We start from the raw sequence: 20,672 nt of genomic DNA on the forward strand, positions 1-20,672 counted from the left end.
CGGTTCCCCGCGCGGCGACCGCACCGCGCGTGCGGCCGTGCGGAACCCCGCATCCGGGGGTCACTCGCCCCCGGCGCGGCGCACGCAGACGACGGACGGGAGGCCCGGTACCAGCTGGTACCGGGCCTCCCGTCCGTCCTGTGGTCGCGTCACGACCGCGCGGTCACCTCGATCAGGTGAGGAGCGCGACCAGGTGCGAGCGCGACCGCGCACCCACCTTGCGGTAGATCTGCGTGAGCCGCAGCTCCACCGTCCGCTGCGACATGAACAGCGACGAGGCGATCTCGCGGTTGCGGTACCCCTCGGTCACCTTCTGCACGACGGCGCGTTCCTCGGCGGTGAGCGACGTGAAGGCCGCCGACGCGTCCGGGGCGCTCCGCGGCGTCCCGGGGACGGGCCCCGAGGCCGTCGGACCCGACCGGACCAGCGACGCGCCGAAGGACGGCATCGCGACCGACGGAGCCGGCGTGACGAGCGGTCGGCGCAGGCCCGCCGCCTCGTAGGCGGCCGCAGCCGCCGCACCGAGGCGCGGACGCTCGGTCGGTGTCCCGACCGCGGCCAGTGCTGCGAACGTCCGAGCCCGCTCGTACTGCGAGTCGTGCGGCTGGAACAGTTCGAGCGCGCGGCGACGTGCGGTCTCCCGCGTCGTGTCGTCCGCGACGAGCGCCAGGCTCCTCGCGAGGACGAGCGCACCCCACCGCGACGGTCGGGCGTGGTGGTCCGCCGCGAGGCGGGCCGTGATCGCCCGGGCGTCGTCGACCCGACCGAGGCGCACGTACGCCTCCACCAGGTCGGCGAGGTGCCGGAGCAGGACCGGGTTCCGCAGCGGGCGGCCGATGGCGTCGGCGGCCTCGAGGGCCACCGCCGCCTCCTCGAGCCGGCCGTCGAGCAGCAGCACCTGGCCACGCAGGGCGTGCAGCTTCGCCGTGGCGCCCCAGAGCCGGTTCGTCGACCGCTGCGCCAGGCAGGCGTCGAGGACGTCGAGCGCCTCTGCGGAACGACCCTCGGCGAAGTGCCGCCACGCGATGGCGATCACCCGCGACGGCTCACGCAGCCGCTCCGCCGCCGCCGAGCCGGCCTCCCACACGTCGATCGCGCGGAGCGCCTGCCGGAAGTTCCCGGAGCGCACCTCGTTGTCGGCGGACAGGTACCGCGCCGCCTCGGTCCACACCAGGGGCGTCTGCGGCCCACGGGCGAGCACCAGGGCGAACACCCGACGTGCGCTGCGGTAGCGCTCGCCGAGGCTCAGGGCGTGGGCGAGGAGGAGCAGCGCCGGGTCGGACATGCCGAGCAGCACGGTCGCCGAGAGCCCGTCGTGCAGCTCCGCGTCGGCCGGCAGCGTTCCGTCGACGGCCGCGATCACGTCACGGGCCGTCGACGCGATCTCGAGCGTGTGCGGCGAGGCCGTGTCGAGGTACGGCTCGGCTCGGTGCAGGAGGTCCCGCGCCTGGTCCAGCTCCCACACCTCGGCGCGGAAGCAGGCCACCGTGGCGAGCAGCCCCGCGACGGCGTCCGTCTCGGCGGGGTCCGTCGTGTCCGCCGGGACGAGCAGCTCGTCGGCGTGCACGGCGTCACCGCTGAGGAACTCGACGGAGTACTGCAGGCGCAGTCGTCGGACCTCGGTGACGGTGGCGCGGAACGGACGGATCGCCGCGAGGTACCGCGCCGCGCCGCTGAGGAGCCGGTTCGCCAGCATGACCTCGGCCACGCCGAGCAGCGCCTCGTGCTCGTCCTCGGTGCCGCCGCCGACGAGCAGGGCTCGTTCGGTGAGCGCGGTCGCCGCGGTGGTGTTGCCGTCCACCACGTACGACCGGGCTGCCCGGAGCAGGGCGACGGCGTCGGGGACGTCGTCGACGAAGCTCCGGTGCCAGGCCTGGGCGCGCTGGTCGGTGTCCGCGGTGATCGCCGCGAGGGCGGTGTGTGCCGCACGGCGGTCCCGGGAGGCGGTGCCCCAGTACAGCGACGAGCGCACGAGCGGGTTCGTGACCGACACCTGCTGGCCGCGCACCGTGACGAGCCCCGCGTCGGCGAGGTCGTCGATGGCGTCGCGGTCCCACCCGGTGGTGGTCGCGGTCGGCACGAGGGCGAGCCGAGCGAGGACGTCCAGATCGCGTCCCGCAGCGGCGTCGAGCACGGCGGAGGCGATCGCTTCCGTCGTCTTCGAGGGGCGGAGCGGCAGCACGAGCGGCTCGGTGCCGTTGAGCTGGCCGCGGCTGAGGCCCGCGAGCTGCTCGCGCAGGACGCCGGGGTTGCCGCCGGTCTCCTGGGCGAGGACCGCCAGGACGCCGTCGTTCGCGTCCTCGGCGGCGGTGGTCCGTGCGAGGGTGAGCGAGTCGTCCTCGCTGAGCGGCTCCAGGCGCAGCGCGGGGAGCGCAGCGAGGGGGCCGTCGGCGGGGACGGTGCGGACGGACGCGACCACGCGGAGCGCGGTGCCGGCCAGTCGACCGGCGAGGAACGCGATGAGCTCCTGGCTCTCCGAGTCCATCCGGTCGAGGTCGTCGATGAGGACGACCGTCGGCGGCAGGGTCAGCGTGTGCACGGCTTCGAGGAAGTCGTGCGCAGCGGCGAGCCCGGCGCGGGCGGGGGCCTGGCCACCGGTGCTGCCCGCCTGCAGGAGGTGGGCGATGTGCGCGGTGGCGCGGGGGTCGTCCAGGGCGGTGAAGAGCGCAGTCACGCCGGCCAGGGGCCAGTGGGACTCACTGCCGTTCACACCGACGCGGACGACGGGGAGGGAGACGCGGTGTGCGACCGCGTCGAGGACGCTGCTGCGCCCGGAACCAGGGTCGCCGACCACGACCATCGCCGACTCCCGAGGGAGCATGGCGAGGGTCGCAATCCGGTCGACCTCGAGACGGCGACCGGTGAGTGCCATGACTCACCGGCTCCCGGGTACGGGGACGGATGCAGCGAAGGACGGGCGCGCAGAGGCGGAGCGGTCGAGGACGCGGAGGGAAACCGCGCGACGGACCGGTCGTGGGAGAGCTTCGTGGTTGGAATGCGGACGACGAGTGAGGGTGCACTCGGTTCCGCTCGGGAACGATGATGTCATCGTCTGTATCACCCCTCGGGTTAGGGTCTTCGACGAACTGGCACCGGGTCGCGCTCCGTGCCGGATCTAGGGAATCCGAGACGTCACCTGACCTGGCGTCCCGTTGACAGTAACCCAGGTCCGGCCGAGGTGGACCGGTCGTTCGCGGACATTTCACCCCCCGCGTGTCCCCAGTCCGGGGGGCGGTACCCCCGTGGTGGGGAGCGGCCACCGGGGCGTGTGGTACGGCAATGGGGTACAGCGTCGTCCGCACCCGGCGTGGCCGGATCGGCGGGGTTCGCGGGCTGTTCCGGCACCGGCGTCGAACCGGTTCGACAGGTCGGGCGCCGGTGGGGTACGCGCGGGTATCGAGTGACGTACCCGAACGAGGGGGGTGTCCGACCGCTCCGACCGGAGGGGCGTGTGCGTTCTCCGGATCGTCCGGCGGCGTGTCAGCGTCGGAGGAGCTCGACCACGGCGTCGTGCACGAGGCCGTTCGTGGCGAGCGCGCTGCCGTGCCAGGGCCCGGGATCGCCGTCGAGGGAGGTGAACCGGCCGCCGGCCTCCTCGACGATGGGGACCAGCGCGGCGATGTCCCACGGCTTGAGGTCCGGTTCGCCGGCGACGTCGAGGACACCCTCGGCGACCATCATGTACGACCACATGTCGCCGTAGGCCCGGGTGCGCCAGACCGTCCGGGACAGAGCGACCAACGAGTCCAGCCGGTCGTCCTCGTCCCACTGCTGGATGCTGTTGTAGCTGAGGCTCGCGTCGCCGAGCTCGTCGATGCCGGAGACGCGGAGCGGTCCGTCGAACGAGTGCGCGCCGAGCCCCTCGGCGGCCCACCAGCGCTTGCCGAGCGCCGGCGCGCTCACGACGCCGAGGACCGGTCGACCGTCCACGGCGAGGGAGATGAGCGTCGCCCACACCGGCACGCCCCGGAGGTAGTTCGCGGTGCCGTCGATCGGGTCGACCACCCACTGCCGGTGCCCCTCGCTGACCGCGTCGGCGCCGGTGTCCGCCGTGGTCTCCTCGCCGAGGAAGGCGTCGTCCGGCCGTTCGGCGGCGAGTCGCTCCCGCAGGGCACGCTCGACCGCCTGGTCGGCGTCCGTGACGTGCGTGCTGTCGGCCTTCTTCGACACGTGCAGGTCGGCAGCGCGGAAGCGCTCGAGGCTGATCGCGTCGGCGGTGTCGGCGAGCGAGCGGGCGAAGTCGAGGTCGGCGCTGAGGTCCACGCGACGAGCGTAGCGTCCGCCCGGGAGGCCGTTCAGGCGGCGACGACCTCGTCCTCCTCCTGCGCGGTCACGACGCGCTCGCGGGCGATGCGGGTGCGGCGGGCGACCAGGCCGTGCACGACGACGCACAGCAGCACGGCCACGACCAGCCAGAGCGTCAGTACGAGCATCGGCCGACCGACGGACGCGTCGGGGAAGTACTGCAGGGCCTGCGCGACCTGGAGCCACGCGGCTCCGCTCCAGAACGTGTTGAGCGCGGCGAAGAAGCCCGGCTGGAACGCCGGCTGGAAGATGCCGCCCGAGCTCGTGAAGTTGAGCATGACGAAGAGCATCGTGAGGATCGGGGTGGTCCACCGGCCGAGCACCGGGTGCAGGCCGACGCCGAGCGCCACGATCACCGCGTCGTAGAGCCACGCGACGAGGAAGACCTCCCACCGGTGGGTCGCGACGACGCCGTACACCGGACCGGCGACGACGACCCCGATCCCGGCGACGACGCCCGCGGTGGCGAGTCCGACCACGGCCGTCCAGACTCCCCGGAGCTTCGTCGCGACGGCCGCGACGGCGATCGCCGACGCGTACCCGCCGACGCTCAGGCCGACCAGCAGGAAGAACAGGCCCTGCCCGGTGGAGTCCTGCGCGCCCGCGGGCACGACGTCGACGACACGGAACGGCAGGTGCTGCCCGTAGGCGATCGGCAGGAACACCTTCTGCGCGGCGGTGGCGGTCGTCTCGGACGCGGCGCTCGAGACGTAGAGGGTCGCGCCGGTGCTCGTCGGGGCGTACACGGCGGCGAGCTCGCGGTCGCGGACCTGCTGTTCGGCACGGCCGGTGTCCGCGACGACGTGCGCGACGAGGGCGCCGTCCGAGCGGTCCGTCACGGTCTGGGCGAACACCTGCGTCGCGGCGCCCTCGCCGATGATCCCGACCGGGAGGTCGTGCGGCGTCGGGGCGTGGAAGGCGCCGAGGTACGCCAGACCCATGCCGGCGGCGAGGAACAGCGGGACGAGGATGTGCGACCCGAAGTGGCGCAGCACCGCGCCGAGGCCCTTCGGGCGCCACACGCTGTCCGGTCGGGGGTGGTGGACCCTCGGGGCGGCGTGGGTCGCACTCGACGAGACGTAGTTGTACTTTGCAACTTCAGACACAGGCGGCAACGATACACCCGGCGCGGCGCGTCGGGAGTCCAGGGCACCCCGCGGGCCCGGTGCCGAACGGTCACGACGCCCCGCGACCCTGGTGCCGAGCGGTCACGACCGGTCGATGTGGCGTCGACGGAGCGACCGTTGGTGACCGCGCGGCGGACCCGAGCGGGGGGTCGTGACCGCGCCGGGAGGGAGGGAGCGTGCCAGCGCGCCAGCCCGGTCGTGGTGGGCTACTCCTGCCCGGGGTCCTCCGCGCCCATCCCGGTCAGCAGTGCACGGAACGAGTCGAGCCGCTCGACCCCGGTCGGCCCGAGCTCGCCGTCCGCGACCCGGTCCACGATCTCCCAGTCGTGCGCCTGCGACAGGGGGATGCCGTCGACGGGCTCCCGCACGGGCACCGCGTGGGAGGCGAACGCCCGGAAGACGTTCGCGGGGTCGACGTGTCCGAGGCCGAACGACCGGACGCCGGGGGTGTCGATGATCCAGCCGCCGTCCCGCACCCGCAGCGCGATCGACGAGGACGACGTGTGCCGCCCCCGGCCCGTCACGGCGTTGACGTGCCCGGTCGCCCGGGTCGCGCCGGTGATGGCGTTCACGAGCGTCGACTTCCCGACGCCCGAGTGCCCCACGGTGACGGTGACCCGGTCGTCGAGGACCTCGTGCAGGGCGTCGAACGGCACGTCGTCCGAGCGGCTCGTGACGATCCGCAAGGAGAGGCACGCGAAGTGCTCGAGGAACGGCGCCGGGTCGGCGAGGTCCGTCTTCGTGATGCAGAGGATCGGGTCGAGTCCCGCGTCGAACGCCGCCACGAGGTAGCGGTCGATGAGTCGGGTCCGCGGCTCGGGGTCGGCCGCCGCCACCACGACGAGCATCTGGTCGGCGTTGGCGACGATGACGCGCTCGACCTCGTCGGTGTCGTCGGCGCTGCGGCGGAGGAGCGTGGTGCGGTCGGCGACCTTCACGATGCGCGCGAGCGAGCCCGGTTCGCCGGACAGGTCGCCGACGAGGGAGACGTGGTCGCCCGTGACGACCGACTTCTTGCCGAGCTCCCGGGCCTTCGTGGCCGTGATCACCCGCTCGTCCGCACCGCCGGAGCCGACCAGGACGCCGTACCGCCCGCGGTCGACGTTCGTCACCCAGCCGATCGGAGCGTCCTCGTACGTCGGTCGGACCTTCGTGCGCGGCCGGTTGCCCTTCGGGTTGGGCCGGATGCGGACCTTCGACTCGTACTGTCCGTACGGCTCGTCGTCGTCCGTGTCGTCGCCGTCGACGTCGTCCCACCAGCTCACGGGGTCACCCCGCCCGAGGACGCCGACCGGGTGTCGCTGCCGGACGCCACGAGCGACGCCCACAGCTCGGGGAACTGGGGCAGGGTCTTCGCGGTCGAGCCGATGTCGTCGACGGCGACGCCGTCGACGACGAGGCCCACGACCGCGCCGGCCGTCGCCATCCGGTGGTCGTCGTACGCGGCCCAGTCGGCGCCGTGGAGGGGAGCGGGCTCGATCCGGAGGCCGTCGTCGAGTTGGTGCACCGCGCCTCCCGTCCGGTTCAGGTCCGCCGCCAGCGCGGCGAGGCGGTCCGTTTCGTGTCCACGGAGGTGGCCGATGCCGGTGATCTCGCTCGGCGTGTCCGCGAGGGCCGCGAGCGCGACGAGCGCCGGGGCCAGCTCGCCGCCGCGCGTGAGGTCCAGCTCGACACCCGGCAGGGAGGCCCCACCCGCCACCCCGACGCCGCCGTCGAACACGAGGTCGTCGCCGTCCCGCGTCACGGTGGCGCCCCACAGCGGCAGGAGCGTCTCGAGGTCGGCACCGACCTGGGTCGTCTCGGTCGGCCAGGTGCGGATGCGGACCGTGCCGCCCGCGACGAGGGCGGCGACCGCGAACGGCGCGGCGTTCGACAGGTCGGGCTCGATGGTGACGTCGCGCGCGGCGATCCGGCCGGGGTGCACGACCCACTCGCCGACGGCGGGCTGGTCGACGCGCACGCCACGGGCCCGGAGGACCTCGACCGTCATGTCGATGTGCGGCAGGCTCGGCAGCCGCTCGCCCGCGTGCACGAGGTGGAGACCCTCGGTGAAGCGCGGCGCCGACAGCAGGAGGCCGGAGACGAACTGCGACGACGCGGATGCGTCGATCGTCAGCGAGCCGCCGCGGACCGTGCCCGTGCCGGTGAAGGAGAACGGCATCGCGCCGTCGCCGTCGTCGGTGACGTCGACGCCGAGGTCGACGAGCGCACGGATGATCGCGCCCATCGGCCGCTTCCGCGCGTACGGGTCGCCGTCGATCGTGACCGGTCCGATGGCCAGCGCGGCGAGCGGTGGCAGGAAGCGCATCACGGTGCCGGCGAGGCCGCAGTCGATGCGGACGTCGCCGTGCATCGACGCCGGGGTGATCCGGAGGTCCGGGCCGTACGGGTTCGGGACACCGGGTGCGCCGTCGGACCCGGGGGCGACCTCTTCGATGCCCACCCCCAGTTGCCGGAGCCCGGCGACCATCAGGGCCGAGTCGCGCGAGTGCAACGGCAGCCGGATGGTGGACGGACCGTCCGCGAGGGCGGCGAGCACGAGCTCCCGGTTGGTCAGCGACTTCGACCCGGGCAGCGCGACGTCGCCGCGCAGCGGACCGCGCGCGCGGGGGGCGGTCCAAGGGGCGGGGGCCTGGTGGGAATGCGTCGTGGCAGCCATCGGTTCACCAGGGTACTGAATCCACCGGGAGGACCATTGGCGACAGCAACCCTGACGCGCGAGCGGACGCACCTGCCCGTCGCGGTCACCACGCTCGGCCTAGACTCGGCCGTGATGACCACCGACGAACCGCAGGCAGCACCGCACGACGTCGCGGGACCGGACGACGTTGCGGCTCCGCACGACCTGGTCGAGGAGACCGAGGCGCAGCTCGACGCGGTCCAGGACGAGGACGAGGTCCTCGCCGACGAGACGACCGTGTCCGAGTCGGAGCTCCGCGCCCTCTTCGAGACGCAGGCGCTGCCGTTCATGGACCAGCTGTACGGCGCGGCGATGCGGATGACCCGCAACCCCGCCGACGCGTCCGACCTCGTGCAGGAGACCTTCGTCAAGGCGTTCGCAGCCTTCCGGCAGTTCCGGCAGGGCACGAACCTCAAGGCCTGGCTGTACCGGATCCTCACGAACACGTTCATCAACACGTACCGCAAGAACCAGCGGAACCCGTACCAGGGCACCATCGACGAGCTCGAGGACTGGCAGCTCGGCGGCGCGGAGAGCGTCACGCAGTCGATCTCGGCGCGCTCGGCCGAGGCGGACGCCATCGACCACCTGCCCTCGTCGGCGGTGAAGGACGCCCTGCAGGCGATCCCCGAGGACTTCCGCATGGCCGTGTACTTCGCGGACGTCGAGGGCTTCTCCTACCAGGAGATCGCCGACATCATGAAGACCCCCGTGGGGACGGTCATGAGCCGTCTCCACCGTGGCCGCCGCCTCCTCCGGGGGCTGCTGGCGGACCACGCCCGTGAGACCGGCATCGTCCCGGACGCAGCGTCGACGGCGACGATGCGCGGACGCGGCCGGAAGCCAGTTGCGACCTCGGGTCGCGTCGAAGGGAAGGAAGCACGATGAGCGGCTGCGACTGCTCGAAGGCCAAGGCGGAGCTCGAGGAGTTCCTGCACGGCGAGCTCTGCCGCGAGGACGCGGCGGACATCCGCGAGCACATGGAGGACTGCGAGGACTGCACGAGCGAGCACCGCGTCGGCGTCGTCCTCATCGAGACCGTCCGACGTGCCTGCAAGGAGACCGCTCCCGAGCAGCTGCGCGCCGAGGTCCTCGCCCGCATCCGCGTGGAGCAGGCGACGCACTGACGCTGGTCGGCGGCGCGGCGGCCGGCCTGCGAGCCCGGTCAGCGTGTCGTCACACGCCGTCCGTGCTCGGTAGGGTCGCGACATGACCCTTGCTGTCGAGTCCGTCACCACCTGGTCCGACGCCGACGTCGCCGACGTCAGCGCCCTCGTCCGCCTCCTCGGCCACGAGGTCGACCCGGCCGACATGCGCTCCCGGCTCGAGCGGCTCACGCCGGCGGCCGGGCACCGCACCTGGTTGGTGCGCGGTGAGGACGGGCGAGCGGTGGCCGTCGCGGGAGCGCAGGTCACGTGGGCGTACGCCTCGGACGAGCCGACGGCGCAGCTGCTGCTGCTCGTCGTCGACGACTCGGCCAGGAGGCACGGCACCGGTTCGGCGCTCCTCGGCACGTTCGAGACGTGGGCCGCCGAGCAGGGTGCGCGTCGCCTCAGCGCGGTCAGTGCGGCCGCGACGGACAGCGCGCACCGCTTCTACCAGAAGCGCGGGTACCACGAGGCCGGAGTCCGGTACACCCGCATCGTGTGAGGTCGGACCGACGGGACGGGGCGAGGGCGGCCGCGCACTGCGCGACCGCCCTCGCCCTGTTCCCGCTCAGCGCTGGTCCGACGAACCCAGCGCGGTGCGGATGACCTCGGTGGCCTCCTGGGCGGAGCGCTTCGACGACCCCGTCGCGGGTGCGGCACTCGCCGGCCGCGACGCGACCGAGAGCGGCCGACCCTGCAGGTGCGGCGAGAGGTTCATGCACACGAACGGCCAGGCACCCTGGTTCTCGGGTTCCTCCTGCGCCCAGACGACCTCGGCGTCCGGGTAGCGGCCGAGGACCTCGAGGATGCGCTCGAGGGGCAGCGGCGCGAGCTGCTCCAGCCGGACGAGGGCGACGTCGCCCCGGCCGGTCTTCTCGGCCTCGGCGCGGAGGTCGTGGTGGACCTTGCCGGAGTGCAGCACCACGCGACGCACGGCACCGGCGTCGAGCTGGCGGTCGTCGTCGACGACCTCCTCGAAGGTGCCGTTCGTGAACGCCTCGACGGGGCTCGTCGCCTGGCGAAGGCGCAGCATCGCCTTCGGGGTGAACACGATGAGCGGCTTCTGCGGCCGTTCCCAGGCCTGGCGACGCAGCAGGTGGAACCACGACGCCGGGGTCGACGGCCGGGCGATCACCATGTTGTCCTCGGCGAAGAGCTGCAGGTAGCGCTCGATGCGTGCGGACGAGTGGTCCGGTCCCTGGCCCTCGTAGCCGTGGGGGAGCAGGAGCACGAGGCCCGAGCGCTGTCCCCACTTCTGCTCGGCGGACGAGATGAACTCGTCGATGACCGTCTGGGCACCGTTGGCGAAGTCACCGAACTGCGCCTCCCAGAGCACGAGGGCCTCGGGACGCTCGACCGAGTAGCCGTACTCGAACGCCATCGCCGCGTACTCGCTCAGCAGCGAGTCGTAGATGGTGAAGCGGGCCTGGTCCTCGGTGAGGTTCGCGAGCGGGAGCCACTCCTGTCCGTTCACCCGGTCGTGGAAGACGGCCTGGCGCTGGACGAACGTGCCGCGTCGGGCGTCCTGGCCGGCGAGGCGGACGGGCTTGCCCTCGACGAGGACCGAGCCGATCGCGATGAGCTCGGCCATCGCCCAGTCGATGCCGCCGTTGCGCGTCATGTCGGTGCGCTTCGCGAGCAGCTGCTGGAGCTTCGGGTGGATGGAGAACCCCGCGGGCGGGTTGCTGTGCGCGTCGCCGACCGCTCGGACGAGGTCCTCGGGGACGGCGGTCTCGTGCACGTCGTTCTCGGAGTCGTCCCGCTGCGAGGTCGGGCGCTCGAGGCCGTTCACGGCGCCGTCGTCGTCGCCCGTGATGACCGGGATCGTGCCGGTCTGCGCCTCGTGCGTCTCGGCGAACGCGCGCTCCAGGCGGTCCTGGAAGTCGCGGTGCGCCTCGTCGTACTCCTCCTGCGTGATGTCGCCGCGGCCGACGAGCGCCTCGGTGTAGAGCGTGCGGACGGAGCGCTTCGCCTCGATGAGGTTGTACATGAGCGGCTGCGTCATCGAGGGGTCGTCGCCCTCGTTGTGTCCGCGTCGGCGGTAGCAGATGAGATCGATGACGACGTCGCGGTGGAACTCCTCGCGGTAGGCGAAGGCGAGCTCCGCGACGCGGGACACGGCCTCGGGGTCGTCGCCGTTCACGTGGAAGATCGGCGCCTGGATCGTCTTGGCGACGTCCGTGGAGTACACCGAGCTGCGGGCGGACTCCGGCGGGGTCGTGAACCCGACCTGGTTGTTGATGACGAGGTGGACCGTGCCGCCCGTGCGGTAGCCGCGGAGCTGCGACATCTGCAGGGTCTCGACCACGACGCCCTGACCGGCCATCGCCGCGTCGCCGTGGACGAGCACCGGCAGCACGTTCGTCGACCCGGGGCCCTGCTTCTCCTGCTTCGCGCGGACGATGCCCTCGAGCACGCCGTCGACCGCTTCGAGGTGCGACGGGTTCGCCGCGATCGTCACCGGGATCGCCGTGCCGTCGCTCGCACGGAACACGCCCTCGGTGCCGACGTGGTACTTCACGTCACCGGAGCCCTGACCGGACACGGAGCCCGGCAACGAGGAGCCCTCGAACTCGCGGAAGATCTGGCCGTACGTCTTGCCGGCGATGTTCGTGAGGACGTTGAGGCGGCCGCGGTGGGCCATGCCGATCGCGACCTCCTCGAGTCCGGCGCCGGCGGCCTGCTGGATGAGGGTGTCGAGGAACGCGATCGTCGACTCGCCGCCCTCGAGCGAGAAGCGCTTCTGCCCGACGTACTTCGTCTGCAGGAACGTCTCGAACGCCTCGGCCTCGTTGAGCTTGCCGAGGACGCGGAGCTGTTCGTCCTTCGACGGCTTCGCGTAGGGGACCTCGATGTGCGACTGCACCCAGCGGCGCTGCTCCGGGTCCTGGATGTGCATGTACTCGACACCGGTCGTGCGGCAGTACGCATCGCGCAGGATGCCGAGGACGTCGCGGAGCGGAGCGTTCGTCGTGCCGGCCAGCCCGCCCGTGACGAACTCGCGGTCGAGGTCCCAGAAGGTCAGCCCGTGGCTCTCGATCTCGAGGTCCGGGTGGGTGCGCTGGCGGTACTCGAGCGGGTCGATGTCCGCCATCAGGTGCCCGCGGACGCGGAAGCTGTTGATGAGCTCCTGCACGCGCGCGGTCTTGTTGACGCGGTGCGCGAGGTCGACGTTGATGTCGTTCGCCCACTGGATCGGCTTGTAGGGGATGCGCAGCGCGGCGAAGATCCCCTCGTAGAAGCCGTGGCCCCCGATGAGGCGCTCGTGCACCTTCTTGAGGTACTCGCCTGAGCCGGCGCCCTGGATGACGCGGTGGTCGTAGGTGCTCGTGAGCGTGATCGTCTTGCCGATGCCGAGCTCGACGAGGGTCTTCTCCGCCGAGCCCTGGAACTGCGCCGGGTACTCGAGGGCGCCGGCGCCGATGATGCAGCCCTGACCCTTGGTGAGGCGCGGGACCGAGTGCACGGTGCCGATGCCGCCCGGGTTCGTCAGCGAGATCGTCGTGCCCTGGAAGTCCGCCGGCGTGAGCTTGTTGTCGCGGGCGCGCTTGACGAGGTCCTCGTAGGCGGAGAGGAACTGCCCGAACGTCAGGCTCTCGGCACGTTTGATGCTCGGCACGAGGAGGGAACGGGTGCCGTCCTTCTTCGGGACGTCGATCGCGATGCCGAGTCCGACGTGGGCGGGCTCGACCACGAACGGCTTGCCGTCGCGCTCCTCGTAGAAGACGTTCTGGCTCGGGAACTCCTTGAGGGCCTGCACCATCGCCCACCCGATGAGGTGCGTGAACGAGATCTTCCCGCCGCGGGCCCGTCGGAGGTGGTTGTTGATGACGATCCGGTTGTCGATCATGAGCTTCGCCGGGATCGTCCGGACGCTCGTCGCGGTCGGGACCGTCAGGGAGGCGTCCATGTTCGACGCCAGGGTCTTCGCCATGCCCCGGAGCGGGGTGGCCACGTCCTCGTGGGTCTCCTCGTGCTCGTCCGTGGCGTCGTTCGCCTCGGCGGGGATCGGCTGCGGCGTCGGCTGGCGCGAGGTGGTCTTCGCCTGGATCGGGCCGGACTTCGCCTCGGCCGGGGCGTCACCGGTCGCCGGCTGCTGCGTGCTCGACTGCGCGGCGGGCGTGGTCCCCGAGGGAGCAGGTGCGGACGGCGCGGGCGATGCCTGCCCGGTCTGGGAGCGGTGGAACTTCTCGAGGACCGGCCACCAGGACTCGTCGACCGAGGTCTTGTCCGCGACGAACTGCTCGTAGAGCTCGTCGACGAGCCACTCGTTGGCCCCGAATTCGCCCGCGGTCTCGTCAGTTCCGGTCAGATGGCTCGACACAGCCGATCGCCCACTCTCCGTCGATAGATGCTCGTGTGTGTCGTACGCAGCAACCCTGCTGCCGTACTGCGTGGAAGCCTAGCCGTTCCCGGATGACCGTTCGGTGACCGCCGGACGCGATTCGTGCCTCCCGGCGGACGCCTGGCGTGTCGTGCCGGACGAGCGCGTCACCGCTCGCACCGCGGGCGCCGACGGGGCGGTCCGCACCCCCTGTGCCGCCGTACAGTGGGCCCATGAGGTTCTACGAGACGCGGCCGACGCACGACCTGACCTACTCCGACGTCTTCCTCGTCCCCAGCCGGTCGGGGGTGACGAGCCGCTTCGACGTGGACCTCGCGGCGAACGACGGCTCCGGGGCGACGATCCCGATCATCAGCGCGAACATGAACTCGGTGACCGGGCCGCGGCTCGCCGCCACCCTCGCCCGCCGCGGCGGCCTCGGCGTCCTGCCGCAGGACATGCACCTGCAGGACCTCGACGCCGCGATCCGCTGGGTGAAGGACCAGCCGGTGGCGTTCGACACCGCGGTCGACCTCGGCGCCGACACCACGGTCGCCGAGGCGCTCGAGCAGCTCCTCCCGGTCGCCGGGCGCGGCGTCGTGGTGCGCGACGGCAGCGGTGCGTACCTCGGCTGCGTTCCCGCGACACGGCTCGGCACGGCGGGTCAGGACGCGACCCTCGGCGACCTCCTGCACGGCGCCTCCACCGGCATCGACGCCGAGGACGCCGGCACCCCTCGACACGTCTACGACGTCCTCACCGCGGCGGAGGTCGACTTCGCCCCGGTCACGAGCCACGGCCGCGTCGTCGGGACCACGAGCCCGACGAGCGCCATCCGCTCCGACATCTACACGCCCGCGGTCGACGCCGACGGTCGTCTCCGCGTCGCCGCGGCGCTCGGCATCAACGGCGACGTCGCCGCGAAGGCGAAGGCCCTCGCCGCGGCCGGCGTCGACGTGCTCGTCCTCGACACCGCGCACGGCCACCAGGAGGGCATGCTCCGCGCCCTCGACACGGTCGCCTCGCTGGGGCTCGGCATCCCGCTCGTCGCGGGCAACGTCGTCACCGCCGACGCGGTCGCGCACCTCGTCGGCGCCGGCGCATCGATCATCAAGGTCGGCGTCGGCCCCGGCGCGATGTGCACCACCCGCATGATGACCGCGGTCGGCCGTCCGCAGTTCTCCGCGGTGCTCGAGACCGCGGCGGCCGCGAAGTCCCTCGGCGCCCACGTCTGGGCCGACGGCGGCGTGCGCTACCCCCGCGACGTCGCGCTCGCGCTGGCCGCCGGGGCGTCTGCCGTGATGATCGGCTCGTGGTTCGCCGGGACGCTGGAGGCACCGGGTGTGCTCCGTCGCGACGCCGCGGGCAAGGCGTACAAGGAGAGCTGGGGCATGGCGTCGGCGAAGGCCGTCCGGGAACGCTTCGAGCGACTCGACCCGTACGAGCGGGCGCGGAAGGCGCTCTTCGCGGAGGGCATCTCGTCGTCGACGATCTACCTCGACCCGGAGCGGCCGAGCGTCGAGGACCTGCTCGACATGATCACGACGGGCATCCGCAGCTCGGCGACGTACGCGGGGGCGACGTCGCTCGCCGAGTTCCACGAGCGGGCCCTCGTCGGCATCCAGTCGGCCGCCGGCTACGAGGAGGGCAAGCCGCTGCCGGTCAGCTGGTAGCGCGACCAGGGCGCGTGTCGCCCTGGTCGTGACCACAGGACGGACGGGAGGCACGGTGCCAGCTGGCACCCCTCCCTCGCAAGCTCGGTCGGCGCGCCCCGCGCAACGCTTCGCGTCGCCGCTGAGCGGGGCGCGCCCGTCCGTCGTTGCGCGCGTCAGCGGCGTCGGGTCGCGTCCTCGACCTCGCCGACGAGCTCCTCGAGGATGTCCTCGAGGAACAGCACGCCCAGCGTGCGCCCCTCGGCGTCGAACGCCCGCGCCACGTGACGACCGGCGCCGCGCATGGTCGCGAGGGCGTCCTCGAGGTCGGTCTCGGTGTAGAGCGAGATGAGCTGCCGGATGCGCTTCGGCGGCACCGGGTCGTCGTACTCGTCCGGGCGCAGGTCGATGACGTCCTTCACGTGCACGTAGCCCGTGGGGGAGCCGTCCTCGCCGACGAGCACGTACCGGGAGAACCCGCGCTGCGCCACAGCCCGCTCGACGTCACCCGGGGTGGCGTCCTCGGGCAGGGTGACGAGCTCGGCCATCGGCACCGCGACGTCCTTGACCTTCTTCTCGGTGAACTCGAACGCCATCCGGAGCGTGCCGCCGTTGTCGACGAGCGTGCCCTCGCGGCGGGACTGCTCGACGATCGTCTGCACCTCCTCCACGGTGAAGGCGCTGACGGCCTCGTCCTTCGGCTCGACCTTGAACAGCCGGAGCACGCCGTTCGCGGCCTCGTTCAGCCCGACGATGACCCAGTGCAGGCCGTGGCCGATGTACCAGAGCGTCGGGACGAGCATGAGCGCGGCGCGGTCGGGCATCGAGAAGGAGATGTTCTTCGGGACCATCTCGCCGAACACGACGTGCAGGAACGACACGAGGAGCAGCGTGAACACGAAGGCGACCGTGCCGATCACCTCGACGCTCCACCCGGTGAGGTGCAGCGGCCCCTCGAGCAGGTGGTGGATCGCCGGCTCGGAGACGTTGAGGATGAGCAGCGAGCAGACCGTGATGCCGAGCTGGGTGGTGGCGAGCATGCGCGTGGCGTGCTCCATCGCCCAGAGCGTCATCTGCGCGGCCTTCGACCCGGCCTCGGCCCGTGGCTCGATCTGGGAGCGTCGGGCGGAGATCACGGCGAACTCGGCCGCGACGAAGTAGGCGTTGCCGAGCAGCAGCACGACGAGCCAGAAGATGCCCCACCAGTCGGAGGCGGACGAGGCGGACTCGCCGGCGGCGAGGACGGTGACGGTGGTCATCGGGTGCCGCCCTTCGTGGTCGTGGTGTCGACGGTCGGCGTGGACTTCGTCGCGGGGATGATGATCGCGGTCGCGGGGGACTGCGCGGCGGGGGTCCCGGTCGGCTCGGGCGCGGTGGGGGTGTACCGGATCCGGTCCACCCGGCGGCCGTCGAGGCGCTCGACGCGGAAGACGCCGCCGTCGATCGCGACCTCGTCGCCGACGACGGGCAGGCGTCCGAGCGTCGACATGACGAACCCGCCGACGGTCTCGTAGGGGCCGTCCTCCGGCACGGTCACGCCGGCGCGGTCCTCGAGCTCGTCCGGGCGGAGGAGCCCGGGGAACGTCAGCCAGCCGCGGGAGCGGACCACGTCGATGCGGGCACGGTCGTGCTCGTCGGACACCTCGCCGACGATCTCCTCGACGAGGTCCTCGAGCGTGACGACCCCGGCGGTGCCGCCGTACTCGTCGACGACGATGACCATCTGGTAGCCGCGGCTGCGGACCTCGGCGAGCAGGGCGTCGCCGGGCATGGTCTCGGGGACCCGCTCGGCGTCGGTCATGAGGGCCCCGACGGGGACCTCCGGACGCTTCTCGCGCGGAACGGCGACGGCCTGCTTGACGTGCACGATGCCGACGACGTCGTCCGCGTCCTCCTCGATGACGGGGAACCGGCTGAACCCGGTCTTCCGGGCGAGGGCGAGGACCGCCTCGGCGGACTCGGACACCCGGATGGTGGACAGGCGCGGCCGCGGCGTCATGACCTCGCCGGCGTCGAGCTCGGAGAACGAGATGGTCCGCTCGAGGAGCGTCGCGGTGTCCTGCTCGAGGGAGCCCTCGGACGCGGAGCGACGCAGCAGCGACGTGAGCTCCTCGGCGCTGCGGGCACCGGAGAGCTCTTCCTGCGGCTCGATGCCCATCGCCCGGAGGACAGCGTTCGCGGTGCCGTTGAGGACGGCGACGGCCGGCCTGAACACCGTCGTGAACGCGATCTGCAGCGGGACGACGATCTTCGCCGTCTGCAGCGGCAGCGCGAGCGCGAAGTTCTTCGGCACGAGTTCACCGAGGATCATCGAGAGCAGCGTCGCGATGACGAGCGCGACGATCGACCCGACGGTCTCGACCACGGCTTCGGGCAGCTGCATCGCGAGGAAGGGCGCCTCGAGCAGCGTCGCGATCGACGGCTCGAGCAGGTAGCCCGTGAGCAGCGTCGTCAGGGTGATGCCGAGCTGCGCGCTGGAGAGGTGCGTCGAGGTGACCTTGAGCGCACCGATGACCGGCGCGAGGCCGGACTCGCCGCGGTCGCGACGGGCCTCGACCTCGGCGCGGTCGAGGTTCACGAGCGCGAACTCGGACGCGACGAAGACACCCGTGCCGAGCGTCAGCAGGATGCCACCGATCAGCATGACGACGTCGATCGGACTCATTCTTCACCCCCCGGACCGTGCGGGGAGGAGATGCTCACCGTGTGAGCGGCGGATGAGTGGGAGGGCGAAGAGGCATTCGGAGGATCGTCCACAGTGCTCATCATCGTACCGGGTGGCCGTCGGGAAGCCGAGAGGATGTACAGGGACGGCCTAGGCGGTCACCCGGGCCCGGTGGTACTGCTGCGGCTCGTAGTCCACGTGCACGCCGAGCTCCACCGCCGCACGCAGGGCGAACGACGGGTCGCGGAGGAACTCCCGTCCGACCATGACGACGTCGGCCTGCCCGGTCGCGACAATCTGCTCGGCCTGGAACGCGTCCGAGATCATCCCGACCGCGATCGTCCCGATGCCGGCCTCGCGCTTGACCGCCGCGGCGAACGGCACCTGGTAGCCCGGGCCGACCGGGATGGGCGCGCTCGACACGTTGCCGCCCGTCGAGACGTCGGCGAGGTCGGCGCCGTGCTCGACTGCCCACCGCGCGACCTGCACGGTCTCCTCGAGCGTCAGGCCGCCGTCGACCCAGTCGGTCGCCGAGAACCGGACGACGACCGGGAAGCCCTCGCCGACCTCGGCGCGGACGGCGTCGAGCACCTCGAGGAGTGCGCGGGCGCGGTTCTCGAGCGACCCGCCGTACTGGTCCTCGCGGTGGTTCGACAGCGGGGAGAGGAACTGGTGCAGCAGGTACCCGTGCGCGGCGTGCAGCTCGACGAGGTCGAAGCCGGCGTCGATCGCGCGACGAGCGGCCGCGGCGAAGGACAGCGCGACGACCCGGACGTCCTCGGCGGCCAGCTCGCGGGGCTCGGCGTAGCCGTCGAAGGACTCGGCCGACGGGGCGACGGTCTGCCACCCGCCCTGCTCGACCGGCACCGAGCCGTGCTCGGACTCCCACGGGCGGAACGTCGAGGCCTTGCGGCCGGCGTGGGCGAGCTGGATGCCGGCGGCCGCGCCCTGCGAGTGAACGAAGTCGACGATGGGACGGAAGGCGTCGCGTTGCTCGTCGTTCCACAACCCGAGGTCCTGCGGGCTGATCCGCCCCTCGGGGACGACGCCGGTCGCCTCGACCACGACCGCGCCCGCGCCGCCCTTCGCGAACGACCCGAGGTGCACGAGGTGCCACGGGGTCGGGACGCCGTCCTGGGCCTCGACCGAGTACTGGCACATCGGGGAGACCCAGATGCGGTTGCGGACGGTGAGGTCGCGGATGGTGATCGGCTCGAACAGGACGTGCGTCACGCGGGTGCTCCTTCGGCGGTCGTCGCCGCCAGGTCCTGCAGGAAGGACCGCAGGCCGGCGGGGGACGTGTAGTGGTGACCGACCGCCCCGATCGCTTCCGCACCGGCGGCGTTCTCGGCCCTGTTGTCGACGAACACCATCTGCTCGGGCGTGATTCCCAGACGGTCGCACGTGTCGCGGTAGATGGACGGCTCGGGCTTGAGCACGTGGTCCTCGGCGCTGACGACGACGGTCTCGAACAGCGACCCCATCGGCGAACGGCGGTACGGGTCACCGAAGTCGAAGCCGGCGTTCGACAGCAGGGCCAGCCGGGTGCCGGCGTCGTGCAGCTCCTCGACGATCGCGAGGGTCTCCGGCTCGACCTCGAACCAGCCGGTGAAGTCGATCGCCCAGAACCGGTGCACGTCCGTGACGCTCCAGGTCCGACCGACCCGGGCACCGATGGCCCGCCAGTACGCCAGCACCGAGAGGTCGCCCCGGTCGAGGTCGTGCCGGAGCTCTTGGTAGACGGGGAACAGCTCGGCAGCGGGCACGCCCGTCGCGGCGACGAGGGCGTCCCGTGACGCATGCGGCGTCCGGCTGATCACCTCCCCGTAGTCGAAGACCACCACACGACCGGGGAGGAACAGACTCATGCGCCCCACCGTACTGTCGGGACGATGAGCGATCCCGTGCCCTTCCGACCGTCCGACGCCGCCGCGTGGATCACCGTGCCGCACGGGGAGTCCACGAAGTACCGCCGCGGGGTGCTCGGCGTCGCGACCGGCTCCGACCGGTACCCGGGCGCGGCCGTCCTCGGGGTCGACGCGGCCGTGCACACCGGCGTCGGTATGGTCCGCTACGTCGGGCCGGACCGTGCGACCGAGCACGTGCTCACCCGCCGGCCGGAGGTCGTGTCCGGCGTCGGCCGGGTGCAGGCGTGGCTCGTCGGCTCGGGCATCTCCGCGCCGTCGCTCGACGACCTCGACCCGGCCACCGCCGACGCCTTCCGCCACGCCTCCGACGACGGCGTCCCGGTGGTCGTCGACGCGGGCGCGATCCCGCTCGTCGACCTCGGTCCGCTCGCGGTGCTCACGCCGCACGCCGGCGAGGCCGCGTCGCTCCTCGGCGAGTCCCGCGACGACGTCGAGGCGGACCCCGCAGCCGCCGCACTGCGCGCCGCCCGGCAGACCGGGAGCGTCGTGCTCCTCAAGGGCGAGCGGACCCACGTCGTGACACCGGACGGCACCGTCGCGCTCGTCGCGTCCTCCGCCACGCCGTGGCTCGCCACCGCGGGGGCCGGGGACGCACTCGGCGGGGTGCTCGGCGCGCTCGTCGCGGCACGGCAGGGTCTCGCCGAGGCTTCCGGCCGCACCCTCACGCCGTCCGACCTGGCGCACCTCGCGGCGACGGCTGCCGTCGTGCACGGCCTCGCGGCGCGCCGCGCCTCGCGCGGCGGTCCGTTCCCGATCACCGGGCTGGCCGAGCGAGTGGGCGGCGTCGTCCGCGACCTCGCGGTCGACGGCGACGCCGACTGACGTCGGGCCCGCCGCCAGGGA

General features: G+C 72.4%; 15 protein-coding genes. 5 read left to right on the plus strand and 10 right to left on the minus strand.

Features of this window, described 5'->3' with window-relative positions:
* Positions 1-172: 172 nt before the first annotated feature.
* The 5 genes from QPJ90_RS12345 to aroA form a co-directional block, all read right to left on the minus strand.
* Positions 173-2,872 (minus strand): LuxR family transcriptional regulator, encoded by a 2,700-nt coding sequence (locus QPJ90_RS12345; RefSeq protein ID WP_290131500.1) that lies wholly within the window; start codon positions 2,870-2,872, stop codon positions 173-175.
* 608 nt (positions 2,873-3,480) lie between these two features.
* Positions 3,481-4,263, minus strand: a complete 783-nt coding sequence (locus QPJ90_RS12350; RefSeq protein WP_290131501.1) for an inositol monophosphatase family protein — start codon at positions 4,261-4,263, stop codon at positions 3,481-3,483.
* Positions 4,264-4,295: 32 nt separating this feature from the next.
* Positions 4,296-5,411 carry a hypothetical protein gene (locus QPJ90_RS12355; RefSeq protein ID WP_290131502.1) on the minus strand — a complete coding sequence of 372 codons (1,116 nt, stop codon included), beginning with the start codon at positions 5,409-5,411 and terminating at the stop codon, positions 4,296-4,298.
* 227 nt (positions 5,412-5,638) lie between these two features.
* Positions 5,639-6,697: a ribosome small subunit-dependent GTPase A gene (rsgA, locus tag QPJ90_RS12360; RefSeq protein ID WP_290131503.1), complete on the minus strand. Its 1,059-nt coding sequence runs from the start codon at positions 6,695-6,697 to the stop codon at positions 5,639-5,641.
* Entirely contained in the window at positions 6,694-8,091 is a 1,398-nt protein-coding gene (gene aroA / locus QPJ90_RS12365) for a 3-phosphoshikimate 1-carboxyvinyltransferase (protein ID WP_290131504.1), read from the minus strand. The genes rsgA and aroA overlap by 4 nt, the downstream gene beginning before the upstream one ends.
* Positions 8,092-8,205: 114 nt before the next feature.
* Here aroA and QPJ90_RS12370 point away from each other — a divergent pair, with 114 nt between their 5' ends.
* From QPJ90_RS12370 to QPJ90_RS12380, 3 genes are all read left to right on the plus strand, one after another.
* On the plus strand, positions 8,206-9,000 hold the full coding sequence (locus QPJ90_RS12370; RefSeq protein WP_290131505.1) for a sigma-70 family RNA polymerase sigma factor: 795 nt from the start codon (positions 8,206-8,208) through the stop codon (positions 8,998-9,000).
* On the plus strand, positions 8,997-9,239 hold the full coding sequence (locus QPJ90_RS12375) for a zf-HC2 domain-containing protein (RefSeq protein WP_058727081.1): 243 nt from the start codon (positions 8,997-8,999) through the stop codon (positions 9,237-9,239). The genes QPJ90_RS12370 and QPJ90_RS12375 overlap by 4 nt, the downstream gene beginning before the upstream one ends.
* 82 nt (positions 9,240-9,321) lie before the next feature.
* Positions 9,322-9,762 (plus strand): GNAT family N-acetyltransferase, encoded by a 441-nt coding sequence (locus tag QPJ90_RS12380; RefSeq protein ID WP_290131506.1) that lies wholly within the window; start codon positions 9,322-9,324, stop codon positions 9,760-9,762.
* A 66-nt stretch (positions 9,763-9,828) separates the two neighbouring features.
* Here QPJ90_RS12380 and QPJ90_RS12385 read toward each other — a convergent pair whose 3' ends face one another.
* On the minus strand, positions 9,829-13,584 hold the full coding sequence (locus QPJ90_RS12385; RefSeq protein ID WP_290131507.1) for a multifunctional oxoglutarate decarboxylase/oxoglutarate dehydrogenase thiamine pyrophosphate-binding subunit/dihydrolipoyllysine-residue succinyltransferase subunit: 3,756 nt from the start codon (positions 13,582-13,584) through the stop codon (positions 9,829-9,831).
* A gap of 233 nt (positions 13,585-13,817) precedes the next feature.
* Here QPJ90_RS12385 and QPJ90_RS12390 point away from each other — a divergent pair, with 233 nt between their 5' ends.
* Positions 13,818-15,257 carry a GuaB1 family IMP dehydrogenase-related protein gene (locus QPJ90_RS12390; protein WP_290131508.1) on the plus strand — a complete coding sequence of 480 codons (1,440 nt, stop codon included), beginning with the start codon at positions 13,818-13,820 and terminating at the stop codon, positions 15,255-15,257.
* Positions 15,258-15,412: 155 nt separating this feature from the next.
* Here the strand turns inward: QPJ90_RS12390 and QPJ90_RS12395 are convergent, their stop codons facing one another.
* The 4 genes from QPJ90_RS12395 to QPJ90_RS12410 all read right to left on the minus strand — a co-directional run bounded on the left by QPJ90_RS12395 (position 15,413) and on the right by QPJ90_RS12410 (position 19,769).
* Positions 15,413-16,495, minus strand: coding sequence for a hemolysin family protein (locus tag QPJ90_RS12395; RefSeq protein ID WP_290131509.1), 1,083 nt, complete (start codon positions 16,493-16,495; stop codon positions 15,413-15,415).
* Complete coding sequence (locus QPJ90_RS12400) at positions 16,492-17,901, minus strand: hemolysin family protein (RefSeq protein ID WP_290131510.1); 1,410 nt, start codon at positions 17,899-17,901, stop codon at positions 16,492-16,494. Before QPJ90_RS12400 ends, QPJ90_RS12395 begins: the two co-directional genes overlap by 4 nt.
* Positions 17,902-18,051: 150 nt before the next feature.
* Positions 18,052-19,134 carry an NADH:flavin oxidoreductase/NADH oxidase gene (locus tag QPJ90_RS12405; protein ID WP_290131511.1) on the minus strand — a complete coding sequence of 361 codons (1,083 nt, stop codon included), beginning with the start codon at positions 19,132-19,134 and terminating at the stop codon, positions 18,052-18,054.
* Positions 19,131-19,769: an HAD family phosphatase gene (locus QPJ90_RS12410; protein ID WP_290131512.1), complete on the minus strand. Its 639-nt coding sequence runs from the start codon at positions 19,767-19,769 to the stop codon at positions 19,131-19,133. The genes QPJ90_RS12405 and QPJ90_RS12410 overlap by 4 nt, the downstream gene beginning before the upstream one ends.
* A gap of 24 nt (positions 19,770-19,793) precedes the next feature.
* On the opposite strand from QPJ90_RS12410, the gene QPJ90_RS12415 reads away from it, so the two are divergent.
* On the plus strand, positions 19,794-20,651 hold the full coding sequence (locus QPJ90_RS12415) for an ADP/ATP-dependent (S)-NAD(P)H-hydrate dehydratase (RefSeq protein WP_290131513.1): 858 nt from the start codon (positions 19,794-19,796) through the stop codon (positions 20,649-20,651).
* The last annotated feature ends 21 nt before the right edge of the window (positions 20,652-20,672 follow it).

Source organism: Curtobacterium sp. 458, assembly GCF_030406605.1.
In the GTDB taxonomy this organism is placed as follows: Bacteria; Actinomycetota; Actinomycetes; order Actinomycetales; family Microbacteriaceae; genus Curtobacterium.

What these genes read in the sequence shown, in the direction of transcription:
- QPJ90_RS12370 (WP_290131505.1), top strand. Translation starts at nt 8,206, where the DNA reads ATGACCACCGACGAACCGCAGGCAGCACCGCACGACGTCGCGGGACCG.
- QPJ90_RS12375 (WP_058727081.1), top strand. Translation starts at nt 8,997, where the DNA reads ATGAGCGGCTGCGACTGCTCGAAGGCCAAGGCGGAGCTCGAGGAGTTC.
- QPJ90_RS12400 (WP_290131510.1), bottom strand. Translation starts at nt 17,901, where the DNA reads ATGAGTCCGATCGACGTCGTCATGCTGATCGGTGGCATCCTGCTGACG.
- QPJ90_RS12345 (WP_290131500.1), bottom strand. Translation starts at nt 2,872, where the DNA reads ATGGCACTCACCGGTCGCCGTCTCGAGGTCGACCGGATTGCGACCCTC.
- QPJ90_RS12395 (WP_290131509.1), bottom strand. Translation starts at nt 16,495, where the DNA reads ATGACCACCGTCACCGTCCTCGCCGCCGGCGAGTCCGCCTCGTCCGCC.
- QPJ90_RS12410 (WP_290131512.1), bottom strand. Translation starts at nt 19,769, where the DNA reads ATGAGTCTGTTCCTCCCCGGTCGTGTGGTGGTCTTCGACTACGGGGAG.
- QPJ90_RS12390 (WP_290131508.1), top strand. Translation starts at nt 13,818, where the DNA reads ATGAGGTTCTACGAGACGCGGCCGACGCACGACCTGACCTACTCCGAC.
- QPJ90_RS12415 (WP_290131513.1), top strand. Translation starts at nt 19,794, where the DNA reads ATGAGCGATCCCGTGCCCTTCCGACCGTCCGACGCCGCCGCGTGGATC.
- QPJ90_RS12380 (WP_290131506.1), top strand. Translation starts at nt 9,322, where the DNA reads ATGACCCTTGCTGTCGAGTCCGTCACCACCTGGTCCGACGCCGACGTC.
- aroA (WP_290131504.1), bottom strand. Translation starts at nt 8,091, where the DNA reads ATGGCTGCCACGACGCATTCCCACCAGGCCCCCGCCCCTTGGACCGCC.